Raw genomic sequence first — 16,778 nt, forward strand, 5'->3', positions numbered from 1 at the left:
CGGTTCCCTCGTGGGTCGGTCACTTCGGCGTCACCGCATGGGCCGACCGGATCGCCCGGTCGCACGGGACCGCCGGGCCCGGCCGATCCGCGGCGCCCTGGCAACCGATCGCGATCCGTACGTGCCCGTCGAGCAGCACCGTCCAGTCGATGTGCCGGTCCGGACGAATCTCCCGATACGTGACGGCGGGACGGTGCGCGCGTTCACCGGCCGGGGTGAAGTCGACGAAGATCCCGTCCGGCTGCTCGGCGAGCGCCTTCGCGAGTGCCTCGGCGGCGGCATCCAGCGTCTGGCCCTCGGGCACCCAGGACTGGGTCAGGTGAATCGACTCGATCCGGTCCATTGTCGAAACCACCTGCACCCGAGCCGAACCGGGGCCGGAGGTGACCCGCTCCACGGTCCACTGCGCCGGCACCTCGAGCGCGACGCGTCCCTCGACGAGCCACGCCGCGGCCGGGACTTCGTCGGGGGCGGGTCCGAGCCCGAGGGCCGCCGCCGTCAAGGCAGCCACCGACAGGATCGCCACCGCGAGCGCGGCCGCCCGCGGCGTCAGGTGGTGCCGGACCGACTGCTCCGCCCGACGCGCGGCGTCATCCCGACGAACGGCCGCGACGAGCGTCTGATCGGACTCGCACGTCACGTCGACGCCTCGGCGCCGCAGCGCGCCAACGAGTTCGGCACCGAACGGTGTCACCCCCGCAGGGACGTCGACGGTCACGGTGGCCAGCCCCTCGACGCTGGACACCACCGCGTCGAGGGCGGCCGCATCGGCACCGGTCCGTGCGATCACGCGTCGCCGCCCGTCGGTCTGGACGACGAGCAGGTCGGGCGCCACCTCCACCACCGTGGCGGCCGTCTTCAGCACCTCGACCCTCGTGAGCACCGAGACGCTCGCCGACCACCACTCGGCCGCCGCGACGACGCGATCGACACGCGCCTCCGGCCACCACGACGGGCAGATGAGGAACATCCGGGCACACGGCCCTCCGGCTGCCGACCCCAGGACGTCTCGCCACACGTCGTCGACCGCGACCACCCGGTCCTCGAGGAGCGCGAGATCGTCGTCGATGCATTCCAGTGCCGTGACCGCGTCGTCGCGATCGACCGTGCCGGGTCCGGTGATCAGCCCCGGGCCGACCACGACGACGGCCTCGCTCACGACGGTGGTGACCACGACACCTGGATCAGACGGTCGGCCTGCCCGCGCCGGATCAGCGTGCCGCGGCCCGCCGGCAGCGGTGACGGCCGCACCGAGCCCAGCAGCACGCCCTCGTCGGGGCCCGCACTCATCATCAACCCCGTGCAGCCGAGATCCTTCAGCCGCGCGAGGATCGGGTCGAACATGGCGCGGGCCGCACCGCCGGAGCGACGGGCGATCACGACGTGCAGCCCGAGATCCCGGGCATGCGGAAGCAGGTCCAGTAGTGGCAGGAGTGGGTTGCCCGAGGTGCCGGCCACCAGGTCGTAGTCGTCGACGATCACGTACACGTCCGGCCCCGACCACCACGTCCGGTCGCGCAACTGCCCCTGGGTGACGTGTTCGCCCGGCAGTCTGCCGGTCAGCAGGCGCACCGTGGCCGCGACGTGGGACTCGGCCGACGCGGCGGACATGGCGTACCCGAGGAGGTGGTCGGACTCGACGACCCCCAGCAGGGTTCGACGAAAGTCGACGACGAGAAGGCTGGCCGCGGCAGAATCGTTCGTGCGCATGATCTCTCGGCATAGCACGCGCAGGGTGGCGGTCTTTCCGCATTCGGTGTCGCCGAGGATCAGCAGATGCGGGGACACCGCGAAGTCCATGGCCACGGGGGCCAGGGCATGCTCGTCGATCCCGATGGTGAGGTCGCCGGGTGACGTCGCGACGACCTCGTCGTGGGGAACCCGCGTCGGCAGGAGTCGTACCGCGGGCGCGAGCCGACCGGGATGACGCGCGGCCAGAGCCGTCGCATCGACGTCATCCGGTCTGGCGACGACGAATTCGAGTCCTGCGCTGGTGATTCCGTGGCCAGCGGGACGAACGCCGAGCAGACGGGCGCGCTTGCGGTCCATCTCCGAATCGGCCGGATCACCCAGACACAACTCGACGCGGGTACCCAGATGGTCCTTCAGGGCCGGCCGAATGTCGGCCCACCGGGATGCGGTGAGGACGACGTGCACACCGACCGAGAGACCCTGGGCCGCGATCGCCGTGATCGCTTCCTCCATACCCTCGAACTCCTGGCGCGCGACCGCCCAGCCGTCGATCACCAAGAAGGTGTCACCGCCGAACCGGTTGTCGCCGAAACGCCGTCGCGTCTCGCGGTCACGCAGAACGCCTTGCACATGCGCCACGATCCTGCGGGCGAGGTCGCGGTCGGCTCTGCCCGCCATCGCGCCGACGTGGGGCAGGTGTCGCAGCGACGATGACCCGCCGCCGAAGTCCAGGCCGTAGACGTGCACCGTGTCGGGGTCGTGGGTCGACGCCAACCCCGCGACCAGGCTGAGGAGCGCGGTCGTCTTTCCCGATCGCGGCCCGCCGACGATGGCTACGTTGCCGCCGGCATCCCGCAGGTCCACCAGCAAGGTGTCATGCCGTTGCGCAAAGGGGTTGTCCACCAGACCCATTGGCACGACGAGCCGCGGGCGACACCGGACGCTGTCACCGAGCAACGCGCTCAGCGATGGCGACCCGTCCAATGGCGGAAGCCACACCCGATGTGCCGGTCGCCCCCGGTCGGCCAACCCCTCGACGACCACGTCGAGCAGCGTCCGGCTGCCCCCGCCGCTGACGTCCGACCCCGCCGGAGGGCACTCGGGGCGGGCAGTGAACAGGCACGGCCCGGGACTGCGGGGGTTGGCGTCGGGGGCGACCGGACCCGACACGAATGCCGTCTGGAACCGGACCAGCTCACCGGAGGCCGTCTTGAGCACGGCCGCACCCGGAGCGCCGGGAAGCTCGTAGGCGTCGGTGGTCCCGAGCACGGCGCGGGACTCACCGGCGGAGAACGTCTTCAGGCAGATGCGGTAGGACAGGTGGGTCTCCACACCGCGGAGCCGGCCCTCGTCCAGACGCTGACTGGCCAGCAGCAGGTGCATGCCGAGCGACCGTCCCACGCGACCGATCGCCACGAACAGCTCGGCGAAGTCGGGGTGCTGGCTGAGCAGTTCGGAGAACTCGTCGACGATGACGAACAGCGCGGGCAACGGCGCGAGGTCGGGACGTCCGGCTCGCGCCGAGTCGTACGCGTCGACATTCGGGAGGTGCCCCGCGTCCCGCAGTACCCGTTGCCGGCGCATCATCTCACCGGTCAACGCGTCCTGCATGCGTGCGACGAGATGCGCCTCCTCCGACAGGTTGGTCACCACAGCCGCCACGTGTCGGAGTCGATCGAACCCGAGAAACGTTGCACCGCCCTTGAAGTCGATGAGGACGAGGTTGAGGGCGTCGGGTCCGTGGGTGCTGACCAGGCCGAGGGCGAGCGTCCGCAGGAACTCCGACTTGCCCGATCCGGTGGCGCCGATGCACAACCCGTGCGGCCCCATCCCGCCCCTGGCCGCCTCCTTGAGGTCCAGTTCGACCGGTTCACCCGCGTCGGACGTGCCGATCGCCACGCGGAGCCGACGCGGACCCGACCGCGGCCGCCACGCCTCCCCGACGTCGGGATGCGCGGGGCCGCCGACCCCGACCAGTCCGGCCCACGCCGTGCCCGTCCCCGCGGTACCCGGCCGACACGCTGCGAGCCGTCTGGCACACGCCACCGCCTGCGCGGTCGTCAACGAGTCCGGACGGTCCCACGCGTCCGCGCCCTCCACGTCGAGACGCAGACGTTCACCGCTCGGCTGCGCAATCACCAGCACCGTGACACCGTCGCCGCCATGGAGTCGGGCACCCACCACCTCGCCGTCGACGATGACGACGCAGTGAATCGGCGGGTGCGGTGACGCGGAATGTCGATGATGGGGAAGCCATTTCAGCCAGTCCCAGTACCGGTCTGCGAGAGCGCCCACCGCGCTGACCCGGACCACGTCTGGGCCGTGCAGTACCGCCAGCTGGCATACGACGGCCCGCACCAGGCCGCGGGCAGCGTCGGGTGGGCCCTCGACCGCGATGCGAGGATGGGCCCGCAGGTCGACCGTGATCGGCACGTCCGGCACCGTGGACCGTTCCGCGACGAGTCGTTCGATCGCCTCGGCGGTGACCGGGTCGCGGGTGTCGTCGTCACCGATTTCGGGCGGCACGACGCCGGTGGCCAGCGGACGGGCACCTATGCCCACCCGCACCTGGCAGAAGTCGGCGTCACCGGGTCGGCGCTCCCACATCCGCGGACCGCCGATCAGCGTCCACGATGATGCCGGATCGACATGACTCCAGTGCAGGGATACGTGCTGCGCCACAGCCGTTCTCGCAAGGTCGGCCGCCACGCCGTCGAGGTAGCGGAGGTAGGCGCGGCGGTCCTCGTCGAGCTCACCACCGCGTCGCGCTCCCCGGGACTGGTAGGCCACGGACCCGAGCACCGACACCAGCATCATGACCGGCAGGAACAGGAATGCCGGACTGCGCGACGAGGCAACTCCGGAGGTGAAGTAGAGCACCGTCATGCCCGCCATGGCGAGGAGCATGACCACCGGCAGCAGCTTGCCAACTACGTTCGACGGCGGATCCTTGGGCACGTCCGGTGGGCGCCTCACGACGACCGGGCCGCCGTCGAACGGCGGTGCGGGCAGACGTGCCGAGTAGAGGTGTTCCATCGATGAACTGACGCTGCGACAGTCGATTCGGTTCCACGCCGGACGAAGGAATTTGGTGACGATACCCCCTTTCGCGCGGAGTTACGGTGAGGCCAGGCGGTACGAGTTCGGAGGTGATCCGGTGTCCGTTTCCAGGGTGTCCATCCAGGCCGATCGCGACGGTCATCCCGTTGCGGTCGACGTCTCGTTGCCGTCGGCTGTACCGGTCGCCGATCTCCTGCCCGCCATCGTGGAGTTGGTCGACGACCGTGCCCTCGGCGGTGACACGGCGCGCCGCTGGCGGCTGGATCGCTTATTGGGCGGCACCTTGGAGGATTGGTCGAATCTGCGCGACAACGGCATTCGCGACGGCGATGTCCTCGTCCTCGTAGCCGACGGGCTCCCTGAGCTCCTGCCGATGCGTGGCGCGCCATGTCAGGTGGCGGCCGAGGCTCGGGCCCCCGCGACCACCGTCGACGTTGCGGGGATCGGCTGCGGGCTGGCCGCGCTACTGGCGGCGACCGCCTTCGCCTCGACCGCCGGATCGGACGCCGCGACGCTGAACGCCATGCTCGCGGCCGTGTGCGCGGTGGCCGCCGCGGCGGTGACGATCGCCACCCGCTACGCGACCGCACCGAGTCTGGCCACGGTCCTCTCGACCAGCGCGGCGGGCTTCCTCGCCGTACCCTCGGGTCCCGCGGCGCCGAACGCGTTCCTTGCGGCGACCGCCTCGGCGTGCGCGTCACTCCTGCTGCTGAGGCTCTCCGGGCGCGCGTCGGCGGCCTTGACCGCGACGACGACCGGCTCCCTGGTGACGGCAATCGTCACGGTCGTGGCGATACCGCCGTCCGCCGCGGGTGCGGCTCTCGCGACCCTGGCGCTCGCCGTGCTGGCGCTCGCGCCACGGGCGTCGGTGTTGGTCACCGGACTCGGACCCGAGAGCTGGCAAAGCGAGCCGGCCGATCGGGCCAGGGCGGGACATGCCGTTCTGAGCGGTCTGGTCGTCGGATCCGCCGCCGGCTCGGCCTGTGGCGTCGCGGTCGTGGCCATCGTGGCGGACGCCGTCTCGAATGCCCGGGCGTCCATCTTCGCCACGGTGGTGGGCGCAGTGCTGCTGCTACGGTCCCGGACGTACGTCGACCCGGTACGCCGAAACACGTTGTCTGCAACGGGTTTGGCGTGTGTGATCGCCGGGCTTCTCCTGGTGGTGGCCACCCACCCGGCGCGTCTCGGGATGGTGGCCGGCCTCCTCCTGATCGCCGGGCTGAGTGGCCTGCGGCGTCCGACGTGCGGTGCCACCGCATCGCGGATGCTCGACCGCCTCGAGTACGTCGCTCTGGCGGCCGTCGTGCCGACCGCCTGCTGGGTCGCCGGGGCATACGCCGCCGTCGGCGGATTCCCCGCATCATGAACGGTCGCGTACCGCGCGGGACGCGGGCCACTGCGATAGCGGCGATCGTCATTGCCACGTGGGCGGCACCGGCGGCCACCGCGGTGACGCCACCTGCGGTCGACGACGGATTGCTGCCTCCGCCGCGCCCACCCGCGCCGCGTACCCCTACCGAGCAGGCCGACGCCTGCCCGGTCGCCACACCCGTCACCGACGCGTCGGTCACCCAGCTGGACCTCGCCGAGCTCGCGCCGGTGTGGCGGCTCACGAAGGGCGCGGGCCAGACCGTCGCCGTGATCGACACCGGGGTCGCCCGGCACCGGCTGCTGCCTCATCTGCTGCCGGGCGGCGACTACGTCTCGACGGGCGACGGTATGCAGGACTGCGATGGCCACGGCACGATCGTCGCCGGGATCATCGGTGCAGCACGCGGCGACGCGACGTTCGGCGGTCTAGCGCCCGACGCCGGCATCCTCGCAGTCCGTCAGTCCAGCAACGTGTTTCGTTATTCCGATGCCCGTTCAGGATCAGGCGTGGGTGACGTCGAGACGCTCGCAGCCGCCGTCAGGACCGCCGCGGACGCCGGGGCGACGGTCATCAACATCTCCTCGGTCGCGTGCGTCCCCGCGGACGACGGCCTCGACGACCGGCCCCTCGGCGCTGCGCTCGCATATGCAGTCGACGTGAAGAACGTGGTCGTGGTGACGGCGGCAGGCAATGTCGGTGGAGCCGGACAGTGCCCGCGGCAGAATCCGCCACCCGACGAGCGCCGACCGGGCCAGCCCAGCTGGGACACGGTCGATGTCGTGGTGAGCCCCGCGTGGTACGACGACTACGTGTTGACGGTCGGCTCCGTCGACCGGACAGGACGGCCGTCGGACTTCACCCTGGCCGGTCCGTGGGTCGACGTGGCGGCACCGGGTGAGGACGTCGTATCCCTGGGCTCCGACGGTGACGGGTTGATCGATACCATGCCGGGATCCTCAGAGAAGCAACCCATTTCGGGAACGAGTTACGCGGCACCGGTGGTGGCGGGTATCGCCGCGCTGGTACGGGCGTCCTCACCCGGCCTCACGGCGCGCCAGGTGATGAGCAGAATCGAGGACACTGCACATCCGCCCGCCGCCGGTTGGGATCCATGGGTCGGTCGCGGTGTCGTCGACGCACTGGCGGCGGTGAGCGCCGACGGCGTACGACCGCAAGAACGTTCTGCGCCCGCACCCCTCGCGCAGGAGGCCGTGGACGTCTACGTGGACAAGGCATCCCGGCGCGTCTCGCTCATCGGTGGGGCGGCCTGCATCGCTGCGGCACTCGTCGCGACGACGTCCTCGGTCGGGTGGTCACGTCGGCGCCGACAGTCCGTCGCGGAGGACTGACGCGGCGTCGACGCCGAGTTCGGGCCCCTGCGGGAGGTGCGCGAGGATCGGCCACGGTGCCGCCTCCGGGGATGCCCCCAGGCCGAGGAACGTCGCCGCGTCGTCATCGTGGACGCCGAAGACCACGCCCGCGTCGGTGACCAGGAACCGCGCTCCCGTCGTGCCGTCGTCCCCGACGATCCTCGCCGACCGGACGTACGCACTGGCGCCACCGGGAAGGTCCACGGCGTCGACGCCTGGCCCATCGCCGTCGGCCTGAGCGAGAACGGTGACCCCGGCCGACTGGCGGTAGGGCGAATCACCGCTGACGACAACGGTGTTCGACGCAGACGAGCCCGCGCCAGTCGCACGCCACCGCGCGCACACGGCCCGACCATCCGCCGCGCCAACGGGTCGGCTGGCGCGCTGCGGGAACGTCCCCACGTTGAGCACGTCGGCGATCGGCAGGGTGGCGACGGCGGCGGGCGCGACGGTCGGGTCCGGTCGAGCCCTGCCGTCGTAGGCGAACCCAATGAGATCGGCGGCCACCTCGCCGACCGACTGAAGGCCCTCGCGCAGAACGACGTAACGCTCGGTGACGTCGGCGCGCCGAACCGTGACCACGTCGCCGATGACCACCTGTCCCAGTGCGGCCGGGCCCGGCATGCCGGCGTCGACGATGGGCGGCGGCGCGATGGCGGGTGCTTCCGGCACGACGTCGAGCAGCGTCCGCGACACGACGACGGGTACGACGCCGTCGAGTCGCAGCGCGCGGATCACGGCGATGTTCCGCAGGTCGACCGCGGCCCGCCGACCCTCGTACAGCAGGTACGTCGTCGCCGCGCTCTCACCGCGCGGTGTCACCAGGACGGGCCGAATGGAGTCCATGCGGTCGAGCCTCGCGTCACCGAGGGCCACGACGGTGCGCTCGTCGTCGCACACGCTCCACCCCCCGGCGCGCACCGGACGACCCAGGGTCGCCGGTGCGCCGGGGATGCCCATCAGCGGTCCGCGCTTCGCCGCGGCGATCGCCGCCTCGCCCGCCGGGACGGGGTTGGCGGCGGACCGCGCGATGAGACGCGCGGAGGCGAGGTTGAGGACGGGATGCAACGTGTCGCCGACGCGTACGTACAGCGCACCCGTGTCGCGAGCGATCACGATGGGCGCGGAGGCGGGGACTCCCTGCGGCCGAACCAACCCGAGTATGGAGCCCGCGGCCAGGGTGAGGCCCGCGAGGACGCCGCCCACCGCGAGCGACAGCGACTGTGCGCGTAGCGGATCGTCGTGCATGGCGACATCCCTGCGCACCAGTGCGTGCATCATGCGCCTGAGGAGGAAGCGCTGCGCCCCGAGTTGCAGCCGCGTCGTCGTATGTCGAGCCATCAATCCCCCGACTGCCAGCCTAACCGCAGCCGAAGACCCACCCTCGCACCGTTTTCCCGCTACGCCTCGCTGGCCCGCCGCTCCCGGTACGCCGCCACGTGTTGTCGATTTCCACAGTTGCCGGTGTCGCAAAACATCCGCGAGCGGTTGCGGGAGAGGTCCACCAGCACGGCCTCGCAGTCGGGCGCCGCGCACGTCTTCAGTCGACGGAGCTCGCCCGCCCGGATGAGGTCCGCCAGGGACATCGCCATCTCCGCCCCCATCCGCTGCCACAGCGGGTCGTGGATCGACGCGAGGTGCAGGTGCCATTCGGGCATTTCGACGTGCCGGGTCAGCCAGGGCGCGGCACGGGTGTCGCTCAGCAACGCGTTCACCTGACCCACGACGCGTTCCTCGTCGCCCGCGTTGTCCCAGAGCTTGCCGAGCCGCCCCCGCAACTGCTGCACCGAGCGGAGCTCGGCGTCGTCCCTGTCGCGCCGTCCCGTCCAGCCGAAGCCGGCGAGGTAGGCGTCGAGGGCGGCCATGTCGCCGAGCCGTTCACCGTCGACGCGATTGGTGTTGGTCAACACACAGGCCGCGCGCAGTGTGAGTTCTGTGTCATGACTGAAAATCATTTGACTCCTGACTCGGCCCACCGGTAGCGTCACGACCAACGCTGATTTTACTCATTACAAGCCGGGAGGTGCCAGGTGACTGCGACGACGAACGTGCGGCCCGCCGCCGACCACTTCCGCCTCGGACTGCTCTTCGCCGTCGGTTCGGCATTCGCCTTCGGGATGTCCGGCCCCTTGGGCAAGGCACTCATGGAAGCCGGCTGGAGCCCGACCGCTGCCGTCACCGCGCGACTCGCGGGCGGTGCGATCGCGATGGTCGTCTTCACCACGATGATGCGGCCCGGCTGGGTACGCGAGGCGATGCCGCACTGGAAGACCGTGATCGCCTACGGCGTGATCCCCATCGCCGGTGCCCAGCTCTGCTACTACAACGCCGTATCGCACCTGTCCGTCGGTGTCGCGCTACTCCTCGAGTACACCTCGCCCGTCCTCGTCGTCGGCTGGTTGTGGGCCACCACCCGGCGGAGGCCGAGCAACCTCACGCTGGCCGGCGTTGCGCTGGCCGTCGCGGGAATCGTCCTGGTGCTCGACGTCGTCTCCGGTGCCCAGGTCAACCTCACCGGCGTCGGCTGGGGGCTGGCCGCGGCCGTCTGCGCGGCCTGCTACTTCATGATGTCCGACGAGGTCAGTGCGGACGGTGCCGAGGGCAGCTTGAACTCGCTGACCCTCGCCGCCGGTGGGCTGGTCGTCGGCGCCATCGCCGTCGGGCTGCTGGGCGTCTCTGGGCTGATGCCGATGACCTTCACCACCAATGACACCGTGGTCGCCGGTGTGACGACGTCCTGGCTGGTCCCGGTCGTCGCGCTGGCATTGATCCCGACCGCGATCGCGTACGCGCTCGGCATCATGGGCATCGCCCGGCTGCGCCCGCGGTTCGCCTCGCTGGTGGGCCTGGCCGAGGTGATGTTCGCCGTGCTGGCCGCATGGGCGTTGCTGGGGGAGGCACTCACACCGACCCAGGCCGTCGGCGCGGCGGTGGTACTCGCCGGGCTGGTGCTGGCCCGCCAGGGTGACCGTTCCGACAAGGTCGCCGAGGCGTCCTGGCCCGAGATGCCCGCCGACGGAGCGGTCGTCGAGCAAACAGTTCGCCGCACCTGACGTAGATATGTGAAGATGGGCTACGTGACCATGCTGAGGATCCCTAGGCGCCTGGCTGCGATCGGATCGGCCATCATCTGCGCCGGGGTCGCGCTGTCCACCGCACCGGCCGCCACCGCCGCCCCCTGCAACGACATCGAGGTGGTCTTCGCGCGGGGCACCGCCGAACCGGCCGGCATCGGCCGCGTGGGGCAAGCGCTGGTCGCCGCGCTGACCCCACTCGTCGGTGGCCAGACCATCGGGACCTACGGCGTGAACTACCCGGCGACCTACGACTTCCTCACCGCCTCCGACGGCGCGATCGACGCGACCAGCTACATCAGCGCGCTGGTGGCGCAGTGCCCGAGCACGAAGATCGTCCTCGGCGGCTACTCGCAGGGCGCCGCGGTCATCGACATGCTGGCGGGCATTCCCCCACTGGGCAACAAGATCGGCGAGATCGGATCTGCGCCGCCGCTTCCGGCGGATCTCGACTCCCGCGTCGCCGCGGTAGCGGTGTTCGGAAACCCCTCGACCAAGTTCTCGATTCCGATCACCAACTCGGTGTTCGGGGGGCGCGCCATCGACCTGTGCACGGACGGCGACCCCATCTGTTCGCGCGGCCGCAATCCGTTCGCGCACAGCGACTACGAAAACCAGGGCATGCCGGTCACGGCGGCGAATTTCATCGCGGGACTTGTTTAGCTCATTTAGGCGTTACCATTCGGCGTGGCCTTCGATCTTGTTCGACGGACGACCTTTGCCGCGATCGCGGCCTGTGTTGCCGTCATAGCTCCCGTCGTCTCGACCATCCCGACTGCGGGCCTCGGTCTCGCCGCCGCCGATGATTGCCCCGACATCGAGGTGGTGTTCGCCCGCGGCACCAACGAGGCGCCGGGCCTCGGGTTGCCAGGTGGCGCGTTCGTCGACTCGTTGCGCGCCAAGGTCGGTGGCCGGTCGGTCGGCAGTTACGCCGTGAACTACCCCGCCACCTACGACTTCCTCGCGGCCGCCTATGGAGCCAACGACGCGAGCGCACACATCCAGTACATGATGAACACCTGCCCCAACACCCGTCTGGTGCTGGGCGGGTATTCACAGGGCGCCGCGGTGATGGACGTCATTGCCGCCGTGCCGATTCCGGCGATCGGGTTCACCAACCCGCTGCCGCCCAACACGCCGGACTTCGTCGCCGCCGTCGTCGCCTTCGGCAATCCCTCCGCCAAGCTGGGCCTTCCCCTGACCACCAGCCCGGTCTGGGGCGCGCGATCGATCGACCTGTGCAATGCCGGCGACCCGGTGTGCCAGACCAACGGCGAGGGCGTCGCCGCGCACCGCGCCTACGCGGGCGGCCCGACGAACGCCGCCGCCAACTTCGTGGCAGGTCTGCTGTAACCCATCCGCCGCGCGACGTCGACGTACGCGTCGAATCCTTCGGCTAGCATCGATTTCGTGGTCATTCAGCAGATTCGCAGATTCGTCGTCGCCGTCTTCGTCTCGACACTCGTGGCGGGTGTGCTGCTGACGGTTCCCGCCGTCACCGCGGTGGGCGTCCCGACCGCATCCGCGGCATGCCCCGCCGTCGAGGTGATCTTCGCCCGCGGTCGTCTCGAACCCGCAGGCCCCGGCCAGATCGGCAACACCTTCGTCAGCGCGCTGCGCAACAAGACGAAGAAGAACGTCAATCTGTACGCCGTGCGCTATCCCGCGGACAACCAGATCGACGTCGGCGCGAACGACATGAGCGCTCGGGTGGAGAGCACGATGGCCAGCTGCCCCGACACCCGAATCGTGCTCGGCGGGTACTCCCTCGGCGCCGCGGTCACCGACGTGACGCTAGCCGTGCCGTTCGCCTTCTTCGGGTTCGACAATCCCCTACCGCCCGGCGCCGACCAGCACATCGCGGCGGTCGCTCTGTTCGGCAACGGCAGCGCGTGGGCCGGTCCCATCGGCGCTCTGAGCCCGACGTACCGCGAGCGCACCATCGAGATGTGCCACGGGGCCGATCCAATCTGCAACCCGGCCGACCCGAACACCTGGGAAGAGAACTGGTCCGACCACGCGGCGAGGGCGTACATCGACGCCGGCATGGTGAATGAGGCCGCTGACTTCGCCGCGGGGCGCGTCTAGCGCCGCACCTCGTCGGTCGTGCGCATGTCGCGGGTCACGCTGATGCGGGCCTCGAGCTCGGCATCCGCCGGGTAGTCGACGCCGACCAGCGTCAGCCCGCGGGCGGGTGCGGTGGCGAAGTCACTCGACCTTCGGCTCGACGTCAGCAACTCGGCACACCAACGGGGCTCGCGCCGTCCCTCCCCCACCGCCAGCAGCGCTCCGACCAACGACCGCACCATGGACCAGCAGAACGCATCCGCGGTGACGTGTGCGGTGATCGCATCACCGTCGCGCTCCCACTCCAGCCGCTGTAGGTCGCGGATCGTTGTCGCGCCCTCGCGCGGTCGGCAGAAGGCCGCGAAGTCGTTGAGGCCTTGCAGCTCTCGCGATCCCGCCTGCATCGCCTCGACATCGAGCGGTCGCGGCCACGGCGTGACGAACCTGGTCTCTTGCGGCTCGACCCCGAACGGCGCGGTCGACAGTCGATACCGGTAGTGCCGGCGCAAGGCCGAGAACCGCGCGTCGAATCCGTTGGGCGCCCTCACCACGTCGAGCACCCGAACGTCCTCGGGCAGCAGCCGCGCAAGCCGGCGAACCAGCGGTCGAAACTCCGGTTCGTCGCGAGCCGTGCGCGGGTACGCACACGGGATCGCATCCGCCGGAATGTCTGCGTGAGCCACCTGCCCGGTCGCGTGCACACCGGTGTCGGTCCGCCCGGCTGCCCTGGTGACCACCGGGGTCCGGAACACCGTCGACAGCGCCTCGTCGATGGTGCCGGCCACCGTCCGCTGGTTCGTCTGTGTCGCCCACCCGGCGAAATCGGTTCCGTCGTAAGCGATGTCCAGCCGGAGACGGACCTGCCCGCCATCGGATTCGATGGCGGGCAGGTTCGACGTTGCGTCCACTAGGACTTGGCTTCGTCCTCGTCCTTGGACTCGGGCGCCTCGTCGGTGTCTGCGTCGACGACCTCGGGTGCGTCGACGACCTCGTCGGCTACGGCCGTCGGCTCGTCGGCCAAGGCCTCGTCGGTCGGCTCGACCGCGGCCTGCGGGGCAGCCGCGGCCGCAACCGGTGCGGCCTTGGTTGCCTTGCGGGCCCGGTTGGCCTCGGACGTGACCGTCTTCTCCTGCACCAGCTCGATGACGGCCATCGGGGCGTTGTCGCCCTTGCGTGCCTCCACCTTGATGATGCGGGTGTAGCCACCCTCGCGCTCGGCGAAGTGGGGCCCGATCTCGGCGAACAGCGTGTGCACCACGTCCTTGTCGCGGATCTTCTTCATCACCTCACGCCGGTTGTGCAGCGTGCCCTTCTTGGCGTGGGTGATGAGCTTCTCCGCGTAGGGCCGCAGCGCCCGCGCCTTGGGCTCGGTCGTCTTGATCCGGTCGTGCTCGAACAGCGACGTGGCCAGGTTGGCCAGGAGCGCCTTCTGGTGCGAGGACGAGCCGCCGAGGCGGGGTCCCTTCGTGGGCTTGGGCATTGCGACTATCTCCTAATTGGGGCCGGCCCCCGTATGAGGTAGGACCGGGACGGGTCTTGCTAGAGCTGTTCGGTTTCGGCGAAGTCCTGGTCGGTGTCCAGGTCGTAGCTGGCATCGCTGTTCCACGTACCGGTGGCGACGTCGTAGCCGGCCACCTCGGACGGGTCGAACGTGGCCGGGCTGTCCTTCAGCGAGAGACCCAGCTGGTGCAGCTTGATCTTCACCTCGTCGATGGACTTCTGGCCGAAGTTGCGGATGTCCAGCAGATCCGACTCGGTACGCGAGACCAGCTCGCCGACGGTGTGGACACCCTCGCGCTTGAGGCAGTTGTACGACCGGACAGTGAGTTCCAGGTCGTCGATCGGCAGCGCGAAGGAGGCGATGTGATCCGCCTCGGCAGGCGACGGGCCGATCTCGATGCCCTCGGCTTCGACGTTGAGTTCCCTTGCCAGACCGAACAATTCGACCAGCGTCTTACCGGCCGAGGCCAGCGCGTCACGCGGGGTGATCGAGTTCTTGGTCTCGACGTCGAGGATCAGCTTGTCGAAGTCGGTGCGCTGCTCGACACGGGTGGCCTCCACCTTGTAGGTGACCTTCAGCACGGGGCTGTAGATCGAGTCGACCGGGATGCGGCCGATCTCGGCGCCGGAGGCCTTGTTCTGCACGGCGGGGACGTAGCCACGGCCACGCTCCACGACGAGCTCGACCTCGAGCTTGCCCTTGTCGTTCAGGGTGGCGATGTGCATGTCGGGGTTCTGCACCGTGACGCCCGCGGGCGGAACGATGTCACCGGCGGTGACGGCACCCGGGCCCTGCTTGCGCAGATACATGGTGACCGGCTCGTCCTCCTCGGAGGACACGACCAGGCTCTTGAGGTTCAGGATGATGTCGGTGACGTCTTCCTTCACCCCGGGAACGGTGGTGAACTCGTGCAGCACGCCGTCGATGCGGATGCTGGTGACCGCCGCGCCCGGAATGGACGACAGCAGCGTGCGCCGAAGCGAGTTGCCAAGGGTGTAGCCGAATCCGGGCTCCAAGGGCTCGATGACGAACTTGGACCGGTTCTCGGCAAGGCTCTCTTCGGACAGAGTGGGGCGCTGAGAAATCAGCATCGTTCTTCTATCTCCTTCTCGGCATCCGCTATTTGATGCCGTGTGGTGGTTGCGGCCGGCTGGCCGCAACACGCATTACTTCGAGTAGAACTCGACGATCAGCTGCTCGGTGAGCGGCACCTGGATCTGGGCGCGCTCGGGCAGCTGATGGACGAGGATGCGCTGGCGTTCGCCGACGACCTGGATCCATCCGGGGATGGGACGGTCGCCCGCAGTCTGACGCGACAGCTCGAACGGCAGCGTGTTCAACGACTTCTCGCGAATGTCGATGATGTCGTATTGCGAGACGCGGTAGCTGGGGATGTCGACCTTCACGCCGTTGACGGTGAAGTGACCGTGGCTGACCAGCTGACGGGCCATCCGGCGCGTGCGGGCGAGCCCGGCGCGGTAGATGACGTTGTCGAGCCGGCTCTCCAGAATCTGCAGCAGGTTCTCGCCGGTCTTACCCGAGTGGCGGTTGGCCTCTTCGTAATAACGACGGAACTGCTTCTCCATGACGCCGTAGGTGAAGCGAGCCTTCTGCTTCTCCTGCAGCTGCGTGCGGTACTCGCTCTCCTTGATCCGCGCGCGACCGTGCTGGCCGGGCGGGTAGGGGCGCTTTTCGAAGGACTGATCTCCACCGACGAGGTCGACGCCGAGGCGCCGCGACTTGCGGGTGACGGGTCCGGTATAACGAGCCATGTCTCTCTATCTCCTCTAGACCCGGCGCCGCTTGGGCGGGCGGCAACCGTTGTGCGGCTGCGGCGTGACGTCGGAAATGGCGCCGACCTCGAGGCCGGCTGCCTGCAGCGAACGGATCGCGGTCTCGCGGCCCGAACCCGGACCCTTGACGAACACGTCGACCTTCTTGACGCCGTGCTCCTGGGCCTTGCGGGCCGCGTTCTCGGCAGCCAGCTGCGCGGCGAACGGGGTCGACTTACGCGATCCCTTGAAGCCGACGTGACCCGACGACGCCCAGGCGATGACGTTGCCCTGCTGGTCGGTGATCGAGACGATCGTGTTGTTGAACGTGCTCTTGATGTGAGCGGCCCCGTGCGGGACGTTCTTCTTTTCCTTGCGACGCGTCTTCTGGCCCTTCTTGGGGCCCGCGGCGCCGGTCTTCTTGGTGGGTGCCATTTACTTACCTGGCCTTCTTCTTGCCGGCGATGGTGCGCTTCGGGCCCTTGCGGGTGCGCGCGTTGGTCTTGGTCCGTTGGCCACGCACCGGCAGGCCGCGGCGGTGCCGCAACCCCTGGTAGCAGCCGATCTCGATCTTGCGACGAATGTCGGCCTGCACCTCGCGGCGCAGGTCACCCTCGACCTTGATGTCGGAGTTGCTCTCGATGTAATCCCGCAGCTGCGAGACCTGATCGTCGGTCAGGTCCTTGGTGCGCAGATCGAAGTCGATGCCGGTGGCCGACAGGATTTCTTGGGAGCGGGTACGGCCGATGCCGTAGATATAGGTCAGCGCGATCTCCATGCGCTTGTCACGCGGGAGATCGACGCCCAGTAGACGTGCCATCAGGCAGTGATTCCTTCTCGATGCGGAGGTCTGTTCCCAGTCCGTTCCCA

The 16,778-nt window shown here is 69.5% G+C and carries 16 protein-coding genes; 6 read left to right on the forward strand and 10 right to left on the reverse strand.

Annotation, left to right across the window (positions count from 1 at the left end; genetic code table 11):
- Positions 1 to 19: 19 nt before the first annotated feature.
- A complete protein-coding gene (locus tag QUE68_RS23125; RefSeq protein WP_284228608.1) occupies positions 20 to 1,174 on the reverse strand; it encodes a type VII secretion-associated protein in 1,155 nt (384 codons plus the stop codon).
- Positions 1,156 to 4,728, reverse strand: coding sequence for a type VII secretion protein EccCb (gene eccCb / locus QUE68_RS23130; RefSeq protein ID WP_284235126.1), 3,573 nt, complete (start codon positions 4,726 to 4,728; stop codon positions 1,156 to 1,158). The genes QUE68_RS23125 and eccCb overlap by 19 nt, the downstream gene beginning before the upstream one ends.
- Positions 4,729 to 4,849: 121 nt before the next feature.
- Between eccCb and eccD the strand changes: the two genes are divergently transcribed.
- Both eccD and mycP read left to right on the forward strand, forming a co-directional pair.
- Positions 4,850 to 6,118, forward strand: coding sequence for a type VII secretion integral membrane protein EccD (eccD, locus tag QUE68_RS23135; protein ID WP_284235125.1), 1,269 nt, complete (start codon positions 4,850 to 4,852; stop codon positions 6,116 to 6,118).
- Entirely contained in the window at positions 6,115 to 7,473 is a 1,359-nt protein-coding gene (mycP, locus tag QUE68_RS23140) for a type VII secretion-associated serine protease mycosin (protein WP_284235124.1), read from the forward strand. Before eccD ends, mycP begins: the two co-directional genes overlap by 4 nt.
- Here mycP and eccB read toward each other — a convergent pair.
- Together eccB and QUE68_RS23150 are read right to left on the reverse strand one after the other, a co-directional pair.
- Entirely contained in the window at positions 7,438 to 8,835 is a 1,398-nt protein-coding gene (gene eccB, locus QUE68_RS23145) for a type VII secretion protein EccB (RefSeq protein WP_284235123.1), read from the reverse strand. The genes mycP and eccB overlap by 36 nt on opposite strands.
- A gap of 59 nt (positions 8,836 to 8,894) precedes the next feature.
- Complete coding sequence (locus tag QUE68_RS23150) at positions 8,895 to 9,449, reverse strand: CGNR zinc finger domain-containing protein (RefSeq protein ID WP_284228613.1); 555 nt, start codon at positions 9,447 to 9,449, stop codon at positions 8,895 to 8,897.
- A gap of 75 nt (positions 9,450 to 9,524) precedes the next feature.
- Between QUE68_RS23150 and QUE68_RS23155 the strand changes: the two genes are divergently transcribed.
- Genes QUE68_RS23155 through QUE68_RS23170 form a run of 4 tightly spaced genes read left to right on the forward strand, consistent with a single transcriptional unit; the run spans position 9,525 to position 12,656 of the window.
- The gene (locus QUE68_RS23155) at positions 9,525 to 10,547 is read left to right on the forward strand and encodes an EamA family transporter (RefSeq protein ID WP_284235122.1); all 1,023 of its coding nucleotides are present in this window, start codon (positions 9,525 to 9,527) and stop codon (positions 10,545 to 10,547) included.
- Positions 10,548 to 10,562: 15 nt separating this feature from the next.
- A complete protein-coding gene (locus QUE68_RS23160; protein WP_284235121.1) occupies positions 10,563 to 11,231 on the forward strand; it encodes a cutinase family protein in 669 nt (222 codons plus the stop codon).
- 24 nt (positions 11,232 to 11,255) lie between these two features.
- Positions 11,256 to 11,921, forward strand: coding sequence for a cutinase family protein (locus QUE68_RS23165; RefSeq protein ID WP_284228616.1), 666 nt, complete (start codon positions 11,256 to 11,258; stop codon positions 11,919 to 11,921).
- A 57-nt stretch (positions 11,922 to 11,978) separates the two neighbouring features.
- The gene (locus QUE68_RS23170; RefSeq protein WP_454786301.1) at positions 11,979 to 12,656 is read left to right on the forward strand and encodes a cutinase family protein; all 678 of its coding nucleotides are present in this window, start codon (positions 11,979 to 11,981) and stop codon (positions 12,654 to 12,656) included.
- Here the strand turns inward: QUE68_RS23170 and truA are convergent.
- The 6 genes from truA to rpsM form a co-directional block, all read right to left on the reverse strand.
- Positions 12,653 to 13,543, reverse strand: coding sequence for a tRNA pseudouridine(38-40) synthase TruA (truA, locus tag QUE68_RS23175; protein WP_284228617.1), 891 nt, complete (start codon positions 13,541 to 13,543; stop codon positions 12,653 to 12,655). The genes QUE68_RS23170 and truA overlap by 4 nt on opposite strands.
- Complete coding sequence (gene rplQ / locus QUE68_RS23180) at positions 13,543 to 14,115, reverse strand: 50S ribosomal protein L17 (protein ID WP_286274536.1); 573 nt, start codon at positions 14,113 to 14,115, stop codon at positions 13,543 to 13,545. Before rplQ ends, truA begins: the two co-directional genes overlap by 1 nt.
- A 59-nt stretch (positions 14,116 to 14,174) precedes the next feature.
- Positions 14,175 to 15,227 carry a DNA-directed RNA polymerase subunit alpha gene (locus QUE68_RS23185; protein ID WP_284228619.1) on the reverse strand — a complete coding sequence of 351 codons (1,053 nt, stop codon included), beginning with the start codon at positions 15,225 to 15,227 and terminating at the stop codon, positions 14,175 to 14,177.
- 75 nt (positions 15,228 to 15,302) lie between these two features.
- Positions 15,303 to 15,908, reverse strand: coding sequence for a 30S ribosomal protein S4 (gene rpsD, locus QUE68_RS23190; RefSeq protein WP_149480243.1), 606 nt, complete (start codon positions 15,906 to 15,908; stop codon positions 15,303 to 15,305).
- Between the two features lie 15 nt (positions 15,909 to 15,923).
- Positions 15,924 to 16,343 carry a 30S ribosomal protein S11 gene (gene rpsK / locus QUE68_RS23195; protein WP_284228620.1) on the reverse strand — a complete coding sequence of 140 codons (420 nt, stop codon included), beginning with the start codon at positions 16,341 to 16,343 and terminating at the stop codon, positions 15,924 to 15,926.
- A gap of 4 nt (positions 16,344 to 16,347) precedes the next feature.
- Positions 16,348 to 16,728 (reverse strand): 30S ribosomal protein S13, encoded by a 381-nt coding sequence (gene rpsM / locus QUE68_RS23200; protein ID WP_140690964.1) that lies wholly within the window; start codon positions 16,726 to 16,728, stop codon positions 16,348 to 16,350.
- Positions 16,729 to 16,778 lie beyond the last annotated feature (50 nt).

The sequence above is a fragment of the Mycolicibacterium sp. TUM20985 genome, from assembly GCF_030295745.1.
Classification (GTDB): domain Bacteria; phylum Actinomycetota; class Actinomycetes; order Mycobacteriales; family Mycobacteriaceae; genus Mycobacterium.

Coding starts and splice junctions, on each gene's coding strand:
- rpsD (WP_149480243.1), bottom strand. CDS start 15,908: ATGGCTCGTTATACCGGACCCGTCACCCGCAAGTCGCGGCGCCTCGGC.
- rpsK (WP_284228620.1), bottom strand. CDS start 16,343: ATGGCACCCACCAAGAAGACCGGCGCCGCGGGCCCCAAGAAGGGCCAG.
- QUE68_RS23150 (WP_284228613.1), bottom strand. CDS start 9,449: ATGATTTTCAGTCATGACACAGAACTCACACTGCGCGCGGCCTGTGTG.
- eccCb (WP_284235126.1), bottom strand. CDS start 4,728: ATGGAACACCTCTACTCGGCACGTCTGCCCGCACCGCCGTTCGACGGC.
- eccB (WP_284235123.1), bottom strand. CDS start 8,835: ATGGCTCGACATACGACGACGCGGCTGCAACTCGGGGCGCAGCGCTTC.
- QUE68_RS23160 (WP_284235121.1), top strand. CDS start 10,563: ATGGGCTACGTGACCATGCTGAGGATCCCTAGGCGCCTGGCTGCGATC.
- rpsM (WP_140690964.1), bottom strand. CDS start 16,728: ATGGCACGTCTACTGGGCGTCGATCTCCCGCGTGACAAGCGCATGGAG.
- mycP (WP_284235124.1), top strand. CDS start 6,115: ATGAACGGTCGCGTACCGCGCGGGACGCGGGCCACTGCGATAGCGGCG.
- rplQ (WP_286274536.1), bottom strand. CDS start 14,115: ATGCCCAAGCCCACGAAGGGACCCCGCCTCGGCGGCTCGTCCTCGCAC.
- QUE68_RS23185 (WP_284228619.1), bottom strand. CDS start 15,227: ATGCTGATTTCTCAGCGCCCCACTCTGTCCGAAGAGAGCCTTGCCGAG.